18 protein-coding genes are annotated in these 16,913 nt (G+C 72.3%); 11 read left to right on the top strand and 7 right to left on the bottom strand.

The genetic code is table 11. From position 1 onward, the window contains the following. The first annotated feature begins 242 nt into the window (after positions 1-242). Genes P0L94_00465 through P0L94_00455 form a run of 3 tightly spaced genes read left to right on the top strand, consistent with a single transcriptional unit; the run spans position 243 to position 3,722 of the window. Entirely contained in the window at positions 243-935 is a 693-nt protein-coding gene (locus tag P0L94_00465; protein WES64557.1) for a hypothetical protein, read from the top strand. Positions 936-978: 43 nt separating this feature from the next. Further along, positions 979-3,039 carry a GAF domain-containing sensor histidine kinase gene (locus P0L94_00460; protein ID WES64556.1) on the top strand — a complete coding sequence of 687 codons (2,061 nt, stop codon included), beginning with the start codon at positions 979-981 and terminating at the stop codon, positions 3,037-3,039. Continuing rightward, positions 3,036-3,722 (top strand): response regulator transcription factor, encoded by a 687-nt coding sequence (locus P0L94_00455; GenBank protein ID WES64555.1) that lies wholly within the window; start codon positions 3,036-3,038, stop codon positions 3,720-3,722. The genes P0L94_00460 and P0L94_00455 overlap by 4 nt, the downstream gene beginning before the upstream one ends. Before the next feature lie 15 nt (positions 3,723-3,737). Here P0L94_00455 and P0L94_00450 read toward each other — a convergent pair whose 3' ends face one another. Next, positions 3,738-4,508, bottom strand: coding sequence for a hypothetical protein (locus P0L94_00450; protein ID WES64554.1), 771 nt, complete (start codon positions 4,506-4,508; stop codon positions 3,738-3,740). Between the two features lie 92 nt (positions 4,509-4,600). Further along, positions 4,601-5,179 carry a MarR family transcriptional regulator gene (locus P0L94_00445; protein WES64553.1) on the bottom strand — a complete coding sequence of 193 codons (579 nt, stop codon included), beginning with the start codon at positions 5,177-5,179 and terminating at the stop codon, positions 4,601-4,603. 116 nt (positions 5,180-5,295) lie between these two features. On the opposite strand from P0L94_00445, the gene P0L94_00440 reads away from it, so the two are divergent. From P0L94_00440 to P0L94_00425, 4 genes are all read left to right on the top strand, one after another. After that, on the top strand, positions 5,296-5,874 hold the full coding sequence (locus P0L94_00440) for an NADPH-dependent F420 reductase (GenBank protein ID WES64552.1): 579 nt from the start codon (positions 5,296-5,298) through the stop codon (positions 5,872-5,874). Between the two features lie 101 nt (positions 5,875-5,975). After that, a complete protein-coding gene (locus tag P0L94_00435; GenBank protein WES64551.1) occupies positions 5,976-7,064 on the top strand; it encodes a hypothetical protein in 1,089 nt (362 codons plus the stop codon). Between the two features lie 49 nt (positions 7,065-7,113). Further along, complete coding sequence (locus P0L94_00430; protein ID WES64550.1) at positions 7,114-7,515, top strand: nitroreductase/quinone reductase family protein; 402 nt, start codon at positions 7,114-7,116, stop codon at positions 7,513-7,515. A gap of 70 nt (positions 7,516-7,585) precedes the next feature. Continuing rightward, positions 7,586-8,923, top strand: a complete 1,338-nt coding sequence (locus tag P0L94_00425; protein WES64549.1) for a cytochrome P450 — start codon at positions 7,586-7,588, stop codon at positions 8,921-8,923. A gap of 20 nt (positions 8,924-8,943) precedes the next feature. On the opposite strand, the gene P0L94_00420 is transcribed toward P0L94_00425, so the two are convergent. Continuing rightward, entirely contained in the window at positions 8,944-10,248 is a 1,305-nt protein-coding gene (locus tag P0L94_00420) for an MFS transporter (protein ID WES64548.1), read from the bottom strand. Next, a complete protein-coding gene (locus P0L94_00415; protein WES64547.1) occupies positions 10,241-10,600 on the bottom strand; it encodes a DUF1801 domain-containing protein in 360 nt (119 codons plus the stop codon). Before P0L94_00415 ends, P0L94_00420 begins: the two co-directional genes overlap by 8 nt. 101 nt (positions 10,601-10,701) lie before the next feature. On the opposite strand from P0L94_00415, the gene P0L94_00410 reads away from it, so the two are divergent. Further along, the gene (locus tag P0L94_00410) at positions 10,702-11,127 is read left to right on the top strand and encodes a hypothetical protein (protein WES64546.1); all 426 of its coding nucleotides are present in this window, start codon (positions 10,702-10,704) and stop codon (positions 11,125-11,127) included. A 61-nt stretch (positions 11,128-11,188) separates the two neighbouring features. Here the strand turns inward: P0L94_00410 and P0L94_00405 are convergent, their stop codons facing one another. The 3 genes from P0L94_00405 to P0L94_00395 all read right to left on the bottom strand — a co-directional run bounded on the left by P0L94_00405 (position 11,189) and on the right by P0L94_00395 (position 13,787). Continuing rightward, positions 11,189-11,782 carry a hypothetical protein gene (locus tag P0L94_00405; GenBank protein ID WES64545.1) on the bottom strand — a complete coding sequence of 198 codons (594 nt, stop codon included), beginning with the start codon at positions 11,780-11,782 and terminating at the stop codon, positions 11,189-11,191. Between the two features lie 155 nt (positions 11,783-11,937). After that, on the bottom strand, positions 11,938-12,336 hold the full coding sequence (locus P0L94_00400) for a (deoxy)nucleoside triphosphate pyrophosphohydrolase (protein ID WES64544.1): 399 nt from the start codon (positions 12,334-12,336) through the stop codon (positions 11,938-11,940). After that, entirely contained in the window at positions 12,333-13,787 is a 1,455-nt protein-coding gene (locus P0L94_00395; GenBank protein WES64543.1) for an amidase family protein, read from the bottom strand. Before P0L94_00395 ends, P0L94_00400 begins: the two co-directional genes overlap by 4 nt. Positions 13,788-14,023: 236 nt before the next feature. Between P0L94_00395 and P0L94_00390 the strand changes: the two genes are divergently transcribed. The 3 genes from P0L94_00390 to P0L94_00380 are packed head-to-tail and all read left to right on the top strand — an operon-like array spanning position 14,024 to position 16,895. Beyond that, complete coding sequence (locus P0L94_00390) at positions 14,024-15,193, top strand: hypothetical protein (protein WES64542.1); 1,170 nt, start codon at positions 14,024-14,026, stop codon at positions 15,191-15,193. Beyond that, positions 15,190-16,476, top strand: a complete 1,287-nt coding sequence (locus P0L94_00385; GenBank protein ID WES64541.1) for a glutamine synthetase family protein — start codon at positions 15,190-15,192, stop codon at positions 16,474-16,476. The genes P0L94_00390 and P0L94_00385 overlap by 4 nt, the downstream gene beginning before the upstream one ends. Further along, positions 16,476-16,895 (top strand): ester cyclase, encoded by a 420-nt coding sequence (locus P0L94_00380; GenBank protein WES64540.1) that lies wholly within the window; start codon positions 16,476-16,478, stop codon positions 16,893-16,895. The genes P0L94_00385 and P0L94_00380 overlap by 1 nt, the downstream gene beginning before the upstream one ends. Positions 16,896-16,913: the final 18 nt, after the last annotated feature.

Below are 16,913 nucleotides of genomic sequence, written 5' to 3'. Positions count from 1 at the left end.
CAATTCTGCCCGAGCGCCGCGGGGCCGGGAAGGCGGGCGCGACGACGGATGCCGCGCGCCTTCCCGGCCCCGACGATCCCGCATGAAACCGCACCTGCACGACAAGCGGCCGCCGCAGCACGGGCTCCGGTCGTGGGAGCCGGAGGACTGAGCCCGGGAATCCAGGACCACCGGTCCCATGCGCCCGGGACACCGGGACGACGAGGGTGAAGACGTCCACACCCACACGACCGGAGGATCCCATGTCCACCCACACTCAGCGCTCCGCGCCGGCGACGACCGGAGCACCGTCCGCGAAGCGCGGCTTCGCGCCGTCCCGGCTCCTCGGAGTCGGCTTCCTCATCCTGTTCGGCGCGGGCTTCACGATCATGGTGCTGCCACCCGACATCTACTCCGGCACCCTCGAGGGCTATGCCGCGGCGTTCGGAGACGAAGGGCGCCTGAACCTCCTCATGATCGCGTCGCTGTTCCTGTTCCCGCTGGCCGGCCTGCTGCTCGCGGCATCCGTCGCGCGGGTGCGCCAGGCGCTCGGCGCCGAGCCGGCGGTGCACGCCGCGGGCCGGGTCGCGGCGTTCGGCGCGGCGTTCACCGCGATCGGCACGTCCGTCGCAGCGGCCGCCGCAACGGCGGGGGCCCACGTCGTCTGGCAGGCGGAGGGCAGCGGCTTCCCCTCGTCGCCCGAGACGGGCTACGGCCTGGCGATGTTCAGCAGCCAGCTGTTCAACCCGGCGCTCGTGGGCCTGTCGATCGTCGTCGTGGCGCTCGGGTACGGCCTGCGCCGGGCCGGACGGCTTCCGGGGTGGCTGGCGTGGGCCGGCTACGTGCTCGCGCCGCTCATGCCGATCGCGTGGGTGCTGGGCATGATGCCGCTGTTCCTCATCGTGATCTGGGTCGCCGTGGTGACGACGATGGTGGATACTGAGCCCCAGCGCTGAGACAACTCAGGACCAGGCCGTCATCGACGGGAGGCGTCGGCGCATGACCACGCGAAGCGCAGCCCCGGTGTGGGCGTGGGCGGTCACCGGACTCGCCTTCGCCTCCGGGGCTGCGCTCGTCGGCCTCGTGCTGTCGAACCCGGAAGCGATGCCGCCCCATCTGGACGAGCAGGTCCCGATCTACATCGGCACCGCACTCATCGTGCCGATCTTCGGCGCGCTGGGCGCGGTCATCCTGCGCCACCACCCGCGGCATCCGATCGGCTGGATCCTCGTGGCCGCCGTCGCGGCCGTGATCGTCGACACCGCGGCGCGCTGGTACGTCATCGACGGTCTCTATCTGCGCGAGGGCGGACTCCCGGGCACCGCGTGGGTGGCGTGGTTCGTCGACTGGAACTGGTTCCCGTCGATGCTGACGCTGGTCATCTTCATCCCTCTGCTCTTCCCCGATGGGCGGCCGCCGAGCCCGCGATGGCGGTGGGTCGTCGTCGCGACCGCCGTCTGGCTCGCCCTCGCCTCGATCGGATACTCCCTGGCGCCCCACGAGTACATCGACTTCCCGGAGGTGACCCCTCCCGTCGGATACGGCTGGGCGTACCCGATCGGAGGGCTCATGCTGCTCACCCCTGTCGCCGTGGGGGTCGCGCTGGCAGCGGTCATCGTGCGGCGGCGGCGTGCGCGCGGAGACGAGCGGGAGCAGCTGCGGTGGATGCTCTGGGCCGCAGCGCTGTCTCTGGTCGGGTGGGCGATCACGTTCATCCTCGGCTCGCTCGACATCGGCTTCGGCTTCCTCACCGCCCTCTTCACCTGGATCCCCCTTGTGCTGATCCCGGTGGCGGTGACGATCGCGATCGTGAAGTACCGCCTCTACGACATCGACGTCGTCATCAACCGAACACTCGTCTACGGCGGACTCACGCTCCTCGTCGTCGCGGCCTACGGGCTGGTCGTCGTCGCGGTGACATCGCTCACCCCGCTGGACGTGGACTGGCGCGGATCGGTGCTCGTGGTGGTCGCGGTGGCGATCGCGGCGTACCCGGTTCGCGAATGGCTCCAGCGACTGGTGAACCGCCTCATGTACGGCGATCGCGACGACCCAGCGCGTGCGATGTCGCGCCTGGCACAGCGGGTGTCCGAGACCCTCACGCCGGCCGCCCTCCTGCCCGCGGTGGCCGAGAGCGTGGGCGAGGCGCTCAAGGTGCCGTACGTCGCGGTGTACGTCGCCGGCTCGACCACACCGACAGCGATGCACGGCGCGCGCACGAGCGAACCGGAGTCGTTCGACCTCGTGCATCAAGGCGAGCCGGTCGGGACGCTCGAGGTCGGCCGCCGAGGCCCGTCCGATCAGTTCTCGGCCGCCGACGTGCGCTTGCTGCAGGACGTCGCCCGCCAGGTCGCCGGCACCGTGCGCGCCGTCCAGCTCGCCGCCGATCTGCAGGCGTCCCGGGAACGTCTCGTCCTGGCCCGCGAGGAGGAGCGCCGGCGCGTCCGACGCGATCTTCACGACGGCGTCGGCTCGTCGCTCGCTGCGCTCGCGCTGCAGGCCGGGAACGTGCGCCGCGCATTGCCGGAGTCGCCCGAGTCGGCTGCGGGACTGGCCACCCGGCTCGAGGACGGCATCAGAGAGACCGTGATCGACATCCGCCGCATCGTCGACGATCTGCGGCCGCCCGCCCTCGACGACCTGGGGCTGGCCGGGGCACTCCGCGAGCGCGCCGATGCCCTCATGCCCGGAGCGGTGACCCTCGACGTGCGCATGGGCGAGGTCGCTCTGCCCGCCGCCGTCGACGTCGCCGCCTACCGCATCGCCACCGAGGCGATGACGAACGCCGCGCGCCACAGCGGGGCACGGACGATCACCGTGCGCCTGGACGCGGTCACCGCCCCGCAGACGGTGCTCCTGACGGTGACCGACGACGGCAGGGGCATCTCCGGGGACGCGCAGCCCGGGGTCGGGATGTCGTCGATGCGGGAGCGGGCGGTGGAGCTGGGCGGTGAGTGCGTCATCGAACGGGCACCCGGTGCAGGCACCCGCGTGCGAGCGGTGATACCGGTTCCCGCGACCGCCGAGCCACCACGCGATGACGCGGAGGATGCGCCGTGACCGATGAGACCACGCGCCTGCTCATCGTCGACGATCACCCGATCTTCCGCGAGGGTATCGCCGGCGTGTTCGCCACCGTGCCCGACGTCGAGGTGTGCGGCATGAGCGCCGACGGTCCCGACGCGGTGCGCGATGCCGAGCGCCTCCAGCCCGACGTCGTCCTGATGGATCTGAACCTGCCGACCTTCAGCGGCGTCGAGGCCACTCGCGCGATCGTCGCGGCGAGCCCTCATGTCGCGGTGCTGGTCCTGACGATGCTCGAAGACGCCGATTCGGTCTTCGCCGCGCTTCGCGCGGGTGCGCGCGGCTATCTGCTCAAGGGCGCGGGTCCCGAGGAGATCGCCGGCGCCGTCGCGGCCGCGGCGCGCGGCGAGGCCGTCTTCGGACCGGGCATCGCCGACCGCGTGCTGTCGTACTTCGCGGCCGCCCGCTCCCGGCCGGCGCCGACGCCGTTCCCCGAGCTGACCGCCCGCGAGCGCGAAGTGCTCGAGCTCATCGCCGCGGGCACCGGCAATGCCGACATCGCCCGGCGCCTGTACATCAGCCCGAAGACCGTGCGGAACCACATCTCGAACATCTTCGCCAAGCTGCACGTCGCCGATCGGGCCGAGGCGATCGCCATCGCACGGGATGCCGGCGTCGGAGCCGACCCGGATGAGGTCGGGCCGTCGATCACGGGGTGATCGACCGCGACCGGCTCACAGCATCCAGGGCTCGATGTCGTCGAGCGATGCCATCCACTCGCGCGGCGGGTCCGCGATCACCGGCGGTGGTGTGCGCTCGCCGCGGAAGCGCCTGACGAACCAGTCCGCGGCGAGCCCTCGCGCCCCGACGCGGCCCACCCGCACGCGCGTCAGCTCGCGCGCCCGCGGGCCCGTCGGGATGTCACGCGGCAGCTCGGCCGCCGCCACAAGCCAGTCCGGCATGCCGAGCAGCCGCAGCACATCGCGCAGCCGCTCCGACTCGAAGACGCTCCATGGGAACTGGTAGCGCTCGCCGAGCAGCTCGGTGAGGGGGGCGATCGCCTCGGGGTGCCCCGTCACCTGCCCGAAGGCGCCCGCTGCGCCGATGCCCACCGGCTCGGCGAGGACGTCGTCGTCGGCATGAGGCTCACGGGACGGATCGCTGCAGAACCGCCCGACCTCGGCCCCGTGGTCCCACGCGACGACGCCGAGCTGACGATCGTGGCGCACGCGGAACGCGAAGACGGGCCCGGGTGACCGGGCCGCGAGCTCGCCGCCGACCTCGATGATCCCGCGGCGCCCGCTCGCGACGACGCCGGCACCGCCCAGCACGATGATCCATCCCTCGCGCGGCGGCACGATCCAGCCCGTGAAGCGGATCTCGCTCAGCGTCCGGGCGAGCGCAGGCACGGCATCCGCCCCGCCCGCGACGGCGACGGCGCCATAGGAATACCCGCTGGGCCCGCCGACGGCACCGGAGAGCCCCCCGACCGGAGGAATCGCCATGGCACGATTGTGCCGCACGCCGGCGACCATGGCGCAGGGCCTTCGCCCCGCGGATGCGGCCGGTGGCGCTTCGGGCCTGCTCCGAGCCCGGGTCAGACGCGCTCGGCCAGGGGCGCCGGATCGGCGGCGCACTCCTCGACGGGTGCGGGGTCGGCGGCGCACGCTCCGTCGGGCACGGGATCGGCGGCACACGACGCGTCACCGCTGACGGTCACCGCCAGGCGGCGGTCGGGGTCGAGCTTGGCGAGGATCGCGTACGACAGCGACGCGAGCTGGTCCACGCCGTCGTCGTCCAGGCCGTCGAGGATCATGCGGCGCACGGCGTCGGCGTACAGGGGACGCGACTGCTGGTACGCCGTCTGGCCGGCGTCGGTGAGCACGGCATTGGTGGCGCGGCCGTCCTCCGCGCACGGCGTGCGCACGACGAGCTTCTTGCGCTCGAGCCCGGTCACGACGCGCGACAGACGCGCGAGCGTCGCGTTGGTGCGCGAAGCGAGAGCGCTCAGGCGCAGACGGTGCCCATCGGCCTCGCTGAGCGCCTCGAGCAGCGTGAACTCGAACGAGGTCAGGCCCGCCGGAGCGAGTTCCTTGTCGAGCGCCGTCGGCAGCAGCTCGAGCAGCGCGTGCAGGCGCGCGATCGCCACGCGCTCGTCGTACTGGAGGTCTGCCATGCCTCGATCCTACCGGATGGTTGCATCTACAACAAACCTCCGCTACAGTGATGGTTGTACCTACAAGCAACACCGTGCGATCCACAACCGGACCGCCCGATCACAAGGAGAACCTCGTGGCACACATCACGATCATCGGCACCGGCAGCATGGCGAACGCGATCGGCGGCCTCTTCGCCGACGGCGGCAGCAGCGTCACCTACGTCGCCCGCGAAAGCGTCGGCACGGCGACCATCGACGGGGACATCGCCGTCCTGGCCGTCCCCTACCCCGCCGTGGACGGCATCGTGTCGACCTACGCGGACCAGCTCGCCGGCAAGACCGTCGTCGACATCACCAACCCGCTCAACTTCGAGACCTTCGACGAGCTCGTCGTCCCGGCCGGCAGCTCGGCCGCGGCCGAGATCCAGGCCAAGCTCCCCGCCAGCCACGTCGTGAAGGCCTTCAACACCAACTTCGCCGCAACGCTGGCGTCGAAGAAGGTCGGCGAGCTCGGCACCACCGTGCTCATCGCCGGCGACGACGCGAACTCCAAGGCCCAGCTGGCCGCCGCCATCGAGGCGGGCGGCGTCGCCGCCCTCGACGCCGGCGCCCTCAGCCGCGCCCACGAGCTCGAGGCCCTGGGCTTCCTGCAGCTGACCGCCGCGGTCGGCGAGAAGCTGCCGTGGACCGGCGGCTTCGCCGTCGCGCGCTGACACAGCCGACGACCAGACCGGACCCCCGGCTCGACCCACACGTCGGGCCGGGGGTCTTTCGTCCCCCGAAACGGTATACCCCCTGGGGTAATCTCGTCCCCATGAGCGCATCCGCCCCGACGACCGCCCCGGCCCCTGCCCCGCCCCCCATCGCGACGCTGCACCCCGCGTGGGGCGCGACGCTCATGAGCCTCGGCGGCGCCGCGCTCATCTCGCTGCGCGACCCGATCCCCGGGAGCGGCGTGGACGAGGTCCTCGGTCTCGCACTCCTGGCCGCGGCCACGGCGGTCGGCGTCGTCCTCACCGTCGCCGGACTCGTGCGCATGATCGCGCACCGTCAGGCGTTCGCCGGCGACCTCGCCCACCCGGGCATGGGCGCCATGGTCGCGTCGTGGCCCGCCGGGCTTCAGATCCTCGCCCTGGCGATCCTGCAGGCCGGCGTCATCGGCGCTCTGCCCTCCGACGTCGCCCTCGTGGGCGGACTGTCGGTCTTCGTCCCGGGTCTCGCGGGCACCCTCGCCGCGGGCTACGCCTTCTACACGCGCATCATCGGACTGGCCGATGTGCCGCACGCCGCCGTGTCCGGGCAGTGGTTCATCCCGGTCGTTCCGCTCGTGCTGACTCCCAGCATCCTGTTCCGCGCCGTCGAGCTGGGCCTCGGCGGCGACCCCCGGCTGTGGGCGTTCCTGGCCGTGCTCGGCTGGGGCGTCGGCTTCACGCTCTTCCTGCTGCTCGCCTCGATCGTCGGGAGCCGGCTGCTGGTGGCTCCGCCGCCGGCCGCCCAGCAGGCGCCCGCGTGGTGGGCGTGGCTCGCTCCCCTCGGCGCCGGCGGCATGGGGCTCGTCGCGACGACGCGGATGGTGGGCGACGCCGGGGTCCTCGCGGGGATCGACGGCGTCTCGGCCCTGATCGTCACCGCGATGTGGGGGTTCTCGATGTGGTGGCTGCTGCTGGCCGTGCGGGTCATCGCGAAGGAGCGCCGCGACCTGCGGTTCCACCTCGGGTGGTGGGGCTTCGGGTTCCCAACAGCCGCCTTCGTCGGGCTCACCGGCGAAGTCGCACACGTGTGGGGCTTCGCGTGGCTCGCCGCGGCGATCCCCGTGCTGTGGGTCGGGCTGCTCATCGTCGTCGCGGCGCTCGCCGTCATGACCATCGGCGCGATGCGCAGCGGTGCCGCCTGGAGGCGGTGAGGCGCCTCGCCTCACCGCGTCGTAGCGTTGTCTCCGAGAGGGAGGCGCCATGTCGGATTTCAACGAGAATGTCATCGGCGAGTTCCGCGCGAACGCGGGACGCGTGCAGGGGTTCGGGCGAACTCTCGTGCTGCTGCACCATGTCGGCGCCCGCAGCGGCACGACGCGGACGTCGCCGGTGATGGCGATCCGGCCCGATGACGACACGTGGCTGATCGCCGCATCCATGGGCGGGGCGCCGACGCATCCGGCCTGGTTCCACAACCTCCGCGCGCACCCCGACGTCTCGATCGAGACCCCGGAAGGAACGGTGGACGTACACGCCGAGATCCTCGGCCCCGAGGAACGGGATGCCGCCTGGCAGCTGTTCACGGAGCGCAGCGAGGGTTTCCGCTCGTACCAAGAGCGCACGGAGCGGACGATTCCCGTCGTCCGCCTGACGCGACGTTGACTACCCGGGTAGCCTGACGCAGAGGGGAGCACCGGACTCAGGCGTCCGGATCCGAGGCAGAGGAGCCGATATGAGAGCGACCCGCGTTCCCGCGCCGCGATTCATCGGAGCAGTCCGTCGTCGTGGCTTTCTCGACGCGACCGGCGACCTGTGGCGCGCGCACGGAGATGCCTTCGACGTGCGGATCGGCTCGCAGCGGCTCATGTTCCTGATGCACCCCGACGCCGTCGCCCAGATCAACGTGTCGTCGCGCGACGATTTCACGAAGGGCAAGAGCTACGACGGCGTTCGCGCCTACCTGATCGGCTCGGGCCTCGTCGGCAGCACCGGCGACCTCTGGAAGCGTCAGCGCAAGCTCATGGCGCCGTTCTTCACGCCGCGCGGCGTCCAGGCCTACTCCGAGATCATGCTGCGGGACGCGATCGCCCTGTCCGAGCGATGGGACAACCTGGCGGACTCCGACGGCCGTGTCGACATGTCGGACGAGATGACGCTCATCACCGCGTCGATCATCCTCACGTCGATGTTCAGTACGGCCACGACGGACTCGATCACCGAGATCAAGGACGCCGTAGCCGAGATGATCCGGTTCTCCGGCGACACGGTGAAGGGCATCCGGATGCCGCTCTCCGTCCCCACGCCGCGGAACCGTCGATACCTCGCGGCGCGAACTCTGGTGCACGGCACGATTGCGGACGTGATCACGAAGCGCCGCAGCATCGACGAAGCGGACTGGCCCGCCGATCTCCTCTCACGGCTCATGCTCGCGCGCGATCCGAGCACCGGCGAACCGATGAGCGAGACGCTTCTGCGCGATGAGTCGATCACCACGTTCTTCGCTGGACACGAGACCACAGCCCGAACGCTGGCGTTCGCGTGGTATGCGCTGGCGGTGAATCCCGAGGCCCGCGCACGCCTCGATGCCGAGCTGGACGAGGTGCTCGGCACCCGTACGCCGACTGCTGCCGACCTGCACGATCTGCCCTACACGCTTCGGGTCGTCAAAGAGGTTCTTCGCATGTTCCCGGCCGCCCCGTTCTACGCGCGCGACGCCATCACGAATACAGAGATCGCAGGCACAGCCGTGCCGGCGCGGACGACGGTGATGCTCTCGCCGTACTGGACCCATCGACACCCCGACTTCTGGGACGGCCCGGAAGACTTCGATCCCGATCGGTGGGGTGGTCGGCGAGAGGCCGACATGCACAGCCACCAGTACCATCCGTTCGCGGCAGGACCGCGGATCTGCATCGGCAACAGCTTCTCGCTGCTCGAGTCGCACCTGCTGCTCGCGGTCCTCGCCCAGCGATTCTCGCCACGTCTCGCCGAAGGCGCCCGGCCGCGATGGCACATGCACGGCACACTGAGCTTCGAATCAGGGCTTCCGATGCTCATAGAGCGCCGCTGACACGACAGCCGCGACACAGCTCAGCGTCGCGAGCGGGCCTCGGCACTCCGGTGTACCCGCATGAGCACGACGGCGACGGCCAGCACCGCGACGGCCAGCATCTGCAGCAGGATCGTGATCGCCACCAGCCACGGGATCGACACGTCGTAGAGCCAGCCGGCGAGCGCCCCGCCGATCGCGGCGGCGACACCCGCGATCGCCCCGAACGCGCCGTACGCGGTGCCGCGGCGGCGCGCCGCGACGACGTCGGCGACGACCGCTCGCATCGTCGACTCCTGGACGCCGAGTGCGGCGCCCCACAGCAGCGCGCCGACGACGAACAGGCCCGGCTCGTACGAGAACGCCAGGGCCGGGACCACCGCCGCGATCGCCGGGAGCAGCACGAGCACGCCCGCTCCGATCCGGTCGTACAGCCACCCGACGGCGAGCGCGACCAGCGCATCGACCACCATCACCGCCGCGTACAGCACCGGGATCCATGGGGTGGCCACGATTCCCCACTGCACGGCATGGAACGAGACGAGGCCGAAGGTCGCGAAGCCCGCGAGCGTCACCGCGACGAAGATCGAGTAGGCCCAGAAGACGGCCGGCAGCCGCGTCACCGGCTCGCGGGTTCGGGCCGCCTGCGGCGCCGGGACGTCCTCGAACATCGCGGGCTGCGGCGCCCGCGCCCGCAGCCACAGCAGCAGGGCGATCACGGCGATGCCCGGGATGGCCAGCACCGCCAGGCTCGGACCGTAGTCGTCGCCGGTGAGCGCCAGCATCCCGGCGACCGCGAGCGGGCCCAGGACCGCCCCGAACTGATCGATCGCCTCGTGCACGGCGAATCCGCGGCCGCGGCCGGTCTGCGACGTCGCGAACGACAGCATCGCGTCCTTCGCCGGGGAGCGGACGGCCTTGCCGACCCGTTCGGCGATGATCAGGAGCGCGGCGACCCACAGCACCGAGGCGTACCCCAGCAGCGGCACGCTGATGATCGTGATCGCATAGCCGCTGATCGCCCACGCCCAGAACCGGCGCGTGCGGTCGGTGAGCGGCCCCGACACGAAGCGCAGCAGCAGCGCCGCGGACTCGCCGATGCCCGTCACGACGCCGACCACGACGGCACTCGCGCCGACGGCGGCCAGGATCGGACCCGTGACGGCCCGCGCACCCTCGTACACGACGTCGGCGAGCAGGCTCACGACGCCGAAGACGACGACGAACCGCCACGGCGAGATGCGGGGCCGGCGGGCGGCGTCGCCCTCTTCGCGCGCTGCGGGCGGGGAGCCGCTCAGCGGCGGCTGCGTGGGCGGGCGCGAGGGCGAGGCATCCGGATCACCCATCCTGCTGCGCGATCCACGCGCGGATCAGTCCCTGCAGCGCCGTGGTCTTGGCCTCGAGGTCCGCGAGATCGGCGAACTTCGCCACGCGCGAGGTCGCCCCGTCACCCTCGAGGATGCCGTCGGGGTCGGGCAGCGAGGCCCCCGTGTGGAACATCAGGCTCGCGTGCGCGCGCGCCTTGGGGAAGAACGACGCGATGTTGCCCTGGTAGACGAACGTCGGCGCCTGCCACTTGATCGTCTCGGTCACACGGTCGTCGGCCGCCAGCACGACGCGGCGCACGGCATCGACCAGGTCCTTCTGCGGATTGTCGTACCGGTCGAACCACGCGTCGACCTCCGGCGAGACGTTCATCGGGCATTCCCCTCTCCCCCGCGGCCAGGCTACCGACGCCCGCCGCCTCGCGTCACGCCCCACCCGGTGACGCCGTCGGCGGACCTTCGTACACTCGCGACATGGACATCCAGTTCGTCGCGGGCTTCGGCCCCATCACACGCGGCACGGCCGACGATGCGCTCGCCTTCTGGTCGCACTCGTTCGGCATCGGGTTCGAAGAGGTCGGTCCCGGCTACTTCCACTCGCACGATCTGCCCGGCACGAAGGCGTTCGCACTGTGGCCGCTCGCGCAGGCGGCCGAGGCGACCTTCGGGACGCAGCAGTGGCCGGCCGACCGGCCGGTCCCGCAGGCGTGGCTCGAGTTCGAGCTCGCGTCGCCGGATGCCGTGGCCGCCGGCGCCGAGGAGCTTCGGGCGCAGGGCCATGAGATCCTCGTCGACGCGCACGAGGAGCCGTGGGGGCAGACGACCGCGCGCCTGCAGAGCCCCGAGGGCCTGCTGGTGGGGCTGTCCTACCTGCCGTCGTTCCACGCGGACCACGCATGACGACGCCGGCGCGGGCCTCCCGGGGGAGACCCGCGCCGGCTCGTCGGACGGGTGAACGCGCTCAGATCAGCCAGCGGAACTTCTGCACGAAGGGCAGCTTCTTCCACCAGGCGCCCAGGCCCCACGTGTCGCCGGCGGCCAGCACGGCGATGGCGATCGCGGCGAGGGCGTAAACGATGTGGTAGTCGACGAGGGGGTTGGTCGAGCCCGCGTTGGCGGCGAACGGCCACTCGGCCAGGTACATCAGCAGCATCATCGCGGTGGTCGCGACGGCGGCGACACGCAGGCCGATGCCGAGCATGAGCGCCGCGCCGATGGCGAGCAGGCCGAGCATGAACAGCACGTCGACGAGCGGGCTCGCGATGGACTGGAACCAGGGCTGCAGCGGACCGGTCACGGCGTTGTTCAGGAAGCCCTGAGCGGGAGCACCGCCGTTGACCCAGGCGCGCTCGACCGGTGTCGAGAAGCCGAGGCCGAAGGTCTTGTCGAGGAAGGCCCACAGGAAGATGAAGCCGGTCGCGAGCCGGAGCACCGCGAGCGAGCGGCGGCCGGCGACGGTCGTGACGATGTCGCGCTCGAAGACGACGGGCTTGGCGGCAGCGGCCGGGCGAGCGGTCGCGACGGCGCCGGTGGTGTGGACTGCGTGCGTGGTCATGAGGGGGATCTCCTTCGGTGAGGAGGCCGGGCGGTCGTCCGGGTCGGGGCGGCTGCTGGTCTCGCTTTCGTCTTGTGTGGTCTGACCACACAAGAGTCCCCCGGATTCGATGCGTCCGCATAGGACCTTGGTCCCGCCCGACGTTCAGGACTCTCTCAGGACTGCGCGCCGGTGAGCAGCCGGACCGCCGGAACGTCGGGTGCCGCCCACGCCAGGCCCGGGAGCGCGGCGGGCTCGAGCCACGCCAGACGGTCGTGATCGGTGCTGGCGACCGGCCCGGCCCCGACGAGTTCGGCGCGGAAGCAGCTCAATCGGATCACGCGATCCCCGGCATCCGTCTCGTCGGTGGTGAGAAGGCCGGTGATGCGGATGCCGACGCCGAGCTCTTCGGCGATCTCGCGCACCAGCGCGCTCTCGGGGTCCTCGCCGTGCTCGACCTTCCCGCCCGGGAACTCCCAGCGACCGCCCGCGATCTTCCCGGGCCGGCGGCGGCACGCCAGGATCCGCCCTTCGCGTTCGATGACCGCGGCGACGACCACGAGCGGCTCAGTCATGCGGTCTCCTTCGATGCCGGCGGTACCAGCATCCCGCACACCGCCTCGACCGCGCGAGAGGCCTCGAGCGCGAGGCGGTCGCCGTGCATCGGGCCGATGAGCTGGACGCCCGTCGGAAGCCCGTCGGCATCCGCCCCGGTCGGCACCGCCACCGCCGGGAGCCCCAGCAGATTGACCGCGACCGTGAGGCGCAGGTCGCGCCACGCGTGCGTGGCCGCCTCGCCTCCATCGGTGCCGTCGCCGGCTCCGCGGCCCGCCAGGTCGTAGTCGGGCGGGCCCATGCGCGTGGCCGAGACGGGCCCGAGCATCACCGGCACCTCGGTCTGGAGCCGACGCCACGCCGCGGCGATCACGGCGCAGCGCGCCCACGCATCGGCGTACTCGCGGGCGGTCTCGTACGGCACGGCGGCCGCCGTGCTGTCGCGGAGGAACCGCGACGCCGAGCGGCCGAGCGGGATCGGCAGCGCCTCCGGCCCGAGGCTGAAGAGCATGTCGGTGCACGCCAGGCGCCGCCACAGCACGATCGCCTCCTCGAGATGGGGCGGCTCGACCGGCACGACGTCCCAGCCGGCATCGGTCAGCGCCGCGGCGGCGCGCCCGACCGCGGCCGCCACCTCGACGTCCACACCCCACCCGAGCGGATCGGCGACGACGCCGACACGGCGCGGGAGATCCGCCGGATCGACGACGGCGACCGAGACCGGGTCATCGGGATCCGGCCCCTCGAGCACGTCGAGCGCGAGCGCCAGATCGTCGACCGAGCGTGCCAGCGGGCCGTTGACCGAGAACTGCTGGAGCGTGAGCGCAACGGGCAGGTCGCCGACGGCTGCCCGCGGAACGCGCCCGCGGGACGGACGCAGTCCGCAGATCCCCGCCGCGTACGCCGGGATGCGCACCGATCCGCCGAAGTCGTTCCCGAGCCCGAGCGCGGACATGCCCGTCGCGACCGCGACGGCATCCCCGCCGCTGGACCCGCCCGGACTGCGGGACGGATCCCACGGATTGAGCGTGCGGCCGAACAGGTCGTTGTCGGTGTCCCAGCGCATGCCGAAGTCGGGCATGTTGCCGCGCCCGATGGGGATCGCGCCGGCATCGCGCAGGCGCCTGACGACGGCGGCGTCGGCCCGGGGGACGGCGTCCTCGGCCCCGTGCCACGCGTTCGTCGTCGCCGACCACGTGAGGTCGATGTTCTCCTTGACCGTGAACGGCACCCCCGCGAGCGGGCCGGCCGGGCGCCCCGCGGCGAGATCGTGGTCGAGGGACGCCGCCTCGGCGCGCGCCCGGTCGGCGAAAGCGACCGTGACGGCTGTGAGGCGAGGATTGCGCGTCTCGATCCGGGCGAGGTGCGCGTCGATCACGTCGCGCGCCGACACCGCTCGCGCCGCGACGACGGCCGCGATCCTCCGCGCGCTCGGCAGCCCTGCAGTCGTCTGCGACGGCTCGTCCTGCATCCGCACCCCCTCCTCGATCCAACCACGCACCGCCGCCGCGCGCCCGGGAGATCCGAACATCGGAGAGCCGCGCGAGCCTCGGCGAATCCGGGCGCGGTGGCCCGATTCAGGCGCGACGATCCGAGACTCGGAGCGCGCTTGGTGCGCGGCAGGCAGGCGGAAAGCACGACCGCCCGAAGCGCCGCGGGGCTCGGCGGGGGTTCCCCGCGCCGCGCGTCGGGGCTACCGTCGGGTCCATGCAGCGGCCCGCGGGAGCCCCGTCGGCCCGCGACGTCCTGCGGCGCGCGGTCGACGACATCGCGCTGATCGACCACCACGCGCACAGTGTCATGGCCGCCGATCTCGACCGGCCCGCGTTCGAGAACGCCATGACCGAGGCGCACCACCGGCCGACACCCCCGGCGACGGCCTTCGACAGCCAGCTCGGCTTCGCCGTGCGCCGTCATTGCGCGCCCGTGCTGGGGCTCGAGCCGTTCGCCTCGCCCGATGCCTACCTCGATCGGCGGTCCGAGCTCGGCAGCGCCGAGACGACGCGCCGTCTCGTCGCCGCGGCCGGCATCGCCCTCGCGCTCGTCGACCACGGCCACGCGGCGGAGCGATTGCTGTCGCCCGAGGACTTCACCGCCACCACCGGCGTGCCGACGCTCCCCGTCGTGCGGCTCGAGCACGAGGCCGAGCGGGCGTTCCAGACGGCGAAGGACCCCGACGATCTGGTCCGGACGATCGGCGCCCGGCTCGAGGCGGCGCGCACGGGAGCTGCGGGCTTCAAGACGATCGCGGCGTACCGCACGGGCCTCGCCTTCGATCCGGAGCCTCCGGACGACGACGAGGTGCGCACGGCGGCAGCCGAGTGGCTCGCGGCCGGCGACCCGCGACTGCGCCATCCGGTGCTCATCCGCCACCTCGTGTGGTGGGCGCTGCGACGTCGGGCCGTCCTGCAGGTGCACACCGGATTCGGCGACCCCGACCTGCTCCTCGCCGACGCGAACCCCCTGCATCTGCAGCCGCTCATCGCGCGCGCCGCGGGCACTGGCGCCGTGATCGCCCTGCTGCACTGTCATCCGTTCGAGCGCGAGGCGGCGTACCTGTGCCACGCCTTCCCGCGGGTCGTGATGGACGTCGGGCTGGCCGTGCCGCACCTGGGTGCACGCTCGATCGACAGCGTGCGGCAGGCGCTGGGCCTCGCACCGCTGCACACCGTGCTCTTCTCGACGGACGCGTGGGGGCTGCCCGAGCTGTACCTGCTCGGCGCCCGGCTGTGGCGCGACGCGATGGTCAGCGTGCTCGGCGACCACGTCGAAGCGGGCGAATGGGCGCTCGACGACGCGGTGCGCGTCGCCGGCATGATCGGGCGCGGCAACGCCGAGCGCGTCTACGGACTCCCCACGGAAGGCGAAGGACCATGACCGAGCCCGCCCCCGTCGAACCCCTCGTGTTCGGCTCGATCGTCGACCCCGGCGGTGTGACGCGCGCCAAGGCCGTTCCGGCCGACCGGCTGGACGAGTTCGTGAGCGTCGGCATGGGTGCCTCGCCCAGCTGGAACGTGTTCTGCGCGGACGACCAGCTGGCCTTCACCGACCGCTTCGGGGTCGTCGGCGACCAGCGGCTTCGCATCGAGCCCGGCGCGCTGCGGAGTCTCGGCGACGGCGTGCAGTGGGCGCCGGCGACCGTGCACACCCAGGACGGCGCGGTCTCGCCGGTGTGCACGCGGTCGGCGCTGGCGCGCACCGTCGAACGGCTCGGCGCCGACGGCATCGCCGCGCGCGTGGGCCACGAACTCGAGTTCACACTGTTCGACGGGGTCGCCGCACCCCACTGGTCGGCGTACGGACTGGGCGCGGCACTGGATCAGCGCCGATTCCTCCAGAGCGTGCTCGCCCGCGCCTGGGTCGCCGACCTCGGAGTCGCCCAGGTGCACGCCGAGTTCGGTGCGAACCAGTTCGAGATCTCACTCCGGGCGCTGCCGCCCGTCGAAGCCGCGGACGCGCTCGTTCTGGCGCGCACGGTCATCTCGCAGGCCGCCCGCGAGCACGGCATGGCTGCGTCGTTCTCGCCGCTGCCGTCGGCCGGCGGCTCGGGCAACGGCGCGCACGTTCATCTGTCGATCACGACCGGAGGTGTGCCCGTCTTCGCCGGCGGGGCGCGCGAACACGGCATGACGGATGCCGGCGCCGGCGCGATCGGCGGCATCCTTTCGGCGCTTCCCGAACTCATGGGCGTGCTGGCGTCCTCGCCGCTGTCAGTGCAGCGCATGACGCCCGGGATGTGGTCGGGGGCATGGCGCTGCTGGGGCGTCGAGAACCGCGAGGCGGCGGTGCGGCTCATCGCAGACGGGCCGGGCGCCGCGGGCGGGGCGAATCTCGAGGTCAAGTGCATCGATCCGTCGGCCAATCCCTATTCGGCCACCGCCGTGCTGCTCGAGGCCGCACACGTCGGCATCCGCGCGGGAAGCGTGCTCCCGGCCGAGGTGACGGTGAATCCGGCCGCGGCGGATCCCCCGCCGGCGCTCCTCCCCGTCGACGTGCCCGACCAGCTCGCGCGTCTCGCGCGATCCCCGGTCGCCGCGACAGCCCTGGGCGCGTGGATCATCGAGGCGCTGACCGCGGTGCGCACGACGGAGCACGAGACGTACGCCGAGCAGGCCGTGGCCGAGACGGCGGAGCGCCTGCGCTACGCCTGGACGAACTGATGGCGGAGCCCAGCAGGACCGACGTCGCCCGCGCGGTGTTCGAGGACGCGTGGAACCGCCGCGACTTCACGACCACCGCCGCAGCGCTGCAGAGCTTCCGCCTGCACATCGGGGCGCAGACGCGCGAGAGCGACGCCGCCGAGCTGCGGGACTTCGTCGACCGCTGGCACGCGGGGTTCCCCGACTTCCGCTTCGAGCTGCACGCCGTCGTCGCGTCCGGCGATCACGTCGCCGTTCGCGCGACGCTCCGCGGAACCCACGAGGGCGGGTTCCAGGGCCGCGCACCCACCGGGCGGACGATCGCGGTGCCGCACATGTTCTTCCTGCGATTCGACGGCGAGCGCATCGCCGAAGTGTGGGAGTTGCTCGACGCCGACACGCTCCGGGAACAGCTCGATGCCGAGCCCGGCGACGGGTGATCCTCCGCGGCGCGCTGC

It is taken from the genome of Microbacter sp. GSS18 (assembly GCA_029319145.1).
Lineage (GTDB): Bacteria > Actinomycetota > Actinomycetes > Actinomycetales > Microbacteriaceae > Microbacterium.
The sequence above is the reverse complement of the archived record's forward strand: the minus strand, read 5'-3'. Positions and strand labels throughout refer to the sequence as shown.

Bases quoted from the DNA above. Each gene is read 5' to 3' on its own strand.
- P0L94_00430 (WES64550.1), top strand. From the start codon at position 7,114: ATGTCGGATTTCAACGAGAATGTCATCGGCGAGTTCCGCGCGAACGCG.
- P0L94_00435 (WES64551.1), top strand. From the start codon at position 5,976: ATGAGCGCATCCGCCCCGACGACCGCCCCGGCCCCTGCCCCGCCCCCC.
- P0L94_00450 (WES64554.1), bottom strand. From the start codon at position 4,508: ATGGCGATTCCTCCGGTCGGGGGGCTCTCCGGTGCCGTCGGCGGGCCC.
- P0L94_00425 (WES64549.1), top strand. From the start codon at position 7,586: ATGAGAGCGACCCGCGTTCCCGCGCCGCGATTCATCGGAGCAGTCCGT.
- P0L94_00420 (WES64548.1), bottom strand. From the start codon at position 10,248: ATGGGTGATCCGGATGCCTCGCCCTCGCGCCCGCCCACGCAGCCGCCG.
- P0L94_00410 (WES64546.1), top strand. From the start codon at position 10,702: ATGGACATCCAGTTCGTCGCGGGCTTCGGCCCCATCACACGCGGCACG.
- P0L94_00445 (WES64553.1), bottom strand. From the start codon at position 5,179: ATGGCAGACCTCCAGTACGACGAGCGCGTGGCGATCGCGCGCCTGCAC.
- P0L94_00380 (WES64540.1), top strand. From the start codon at position 16,476: ATGGCGGAGCCCAGCAGGACCGACGTCGCCCGCGCGGTGTTCGAGGAC.
- P0L94_00460 (WES64556.1), top strand. From the start codon at position 979: ATGACCACGCGAAGCGCAGCCCCGGTGTGGGCGTGGGCGGTCACCGGA.
- P0L94_00385 (WES64541.1), top strand. From the start codon at position 15,190: ATGACCGAGCCCGCCCCCGTCGAACCCCTCGTGTTCGGCTCGATCGTC.
- P0L94_00390 (WES64542.1), top strand. From the start codon at position 14,024: ATGCAGCGGCCCGCGGGAGCCCCGTCGGCCCGCGACGTCCTGCGGCGC.
- P0L94_00400 (WES64544.1), bottom strand. From the start codon at position 12,336: ATGACTGAGCCGCTCGTGGTCGTCGCCGCGGTCATCGAACGCGAAGGG.
- P0L94_00415 (WES64547.1), bottom strand. From the start codon at position 10,600: ATGAACGTCTCGCCGGAGGTCGACGCGTGGTTCGACCGGTACGACAAT.
- P0L94_00395 (WES64543.1), bottom strand. From the start codon at position 13,787: ATGCAGGACGAGCCGTCGCAGACGACTGCAGGGCTGCCGAGCGCGCGG.
- P0L94_00405 (WES64545.1), bottom strand. From the start codon at position 11,782: ATGACCACGCACGCAGTCCACACCACCGGCGCCGTCGCGACCGCTCGC.
- P0L94_00465 (WES64557.1), top strand. From the start codon at position 243: ATGTCCACCCACACTCAGCGCTCCGCGCCGGCGACGACCGGAGCACCG.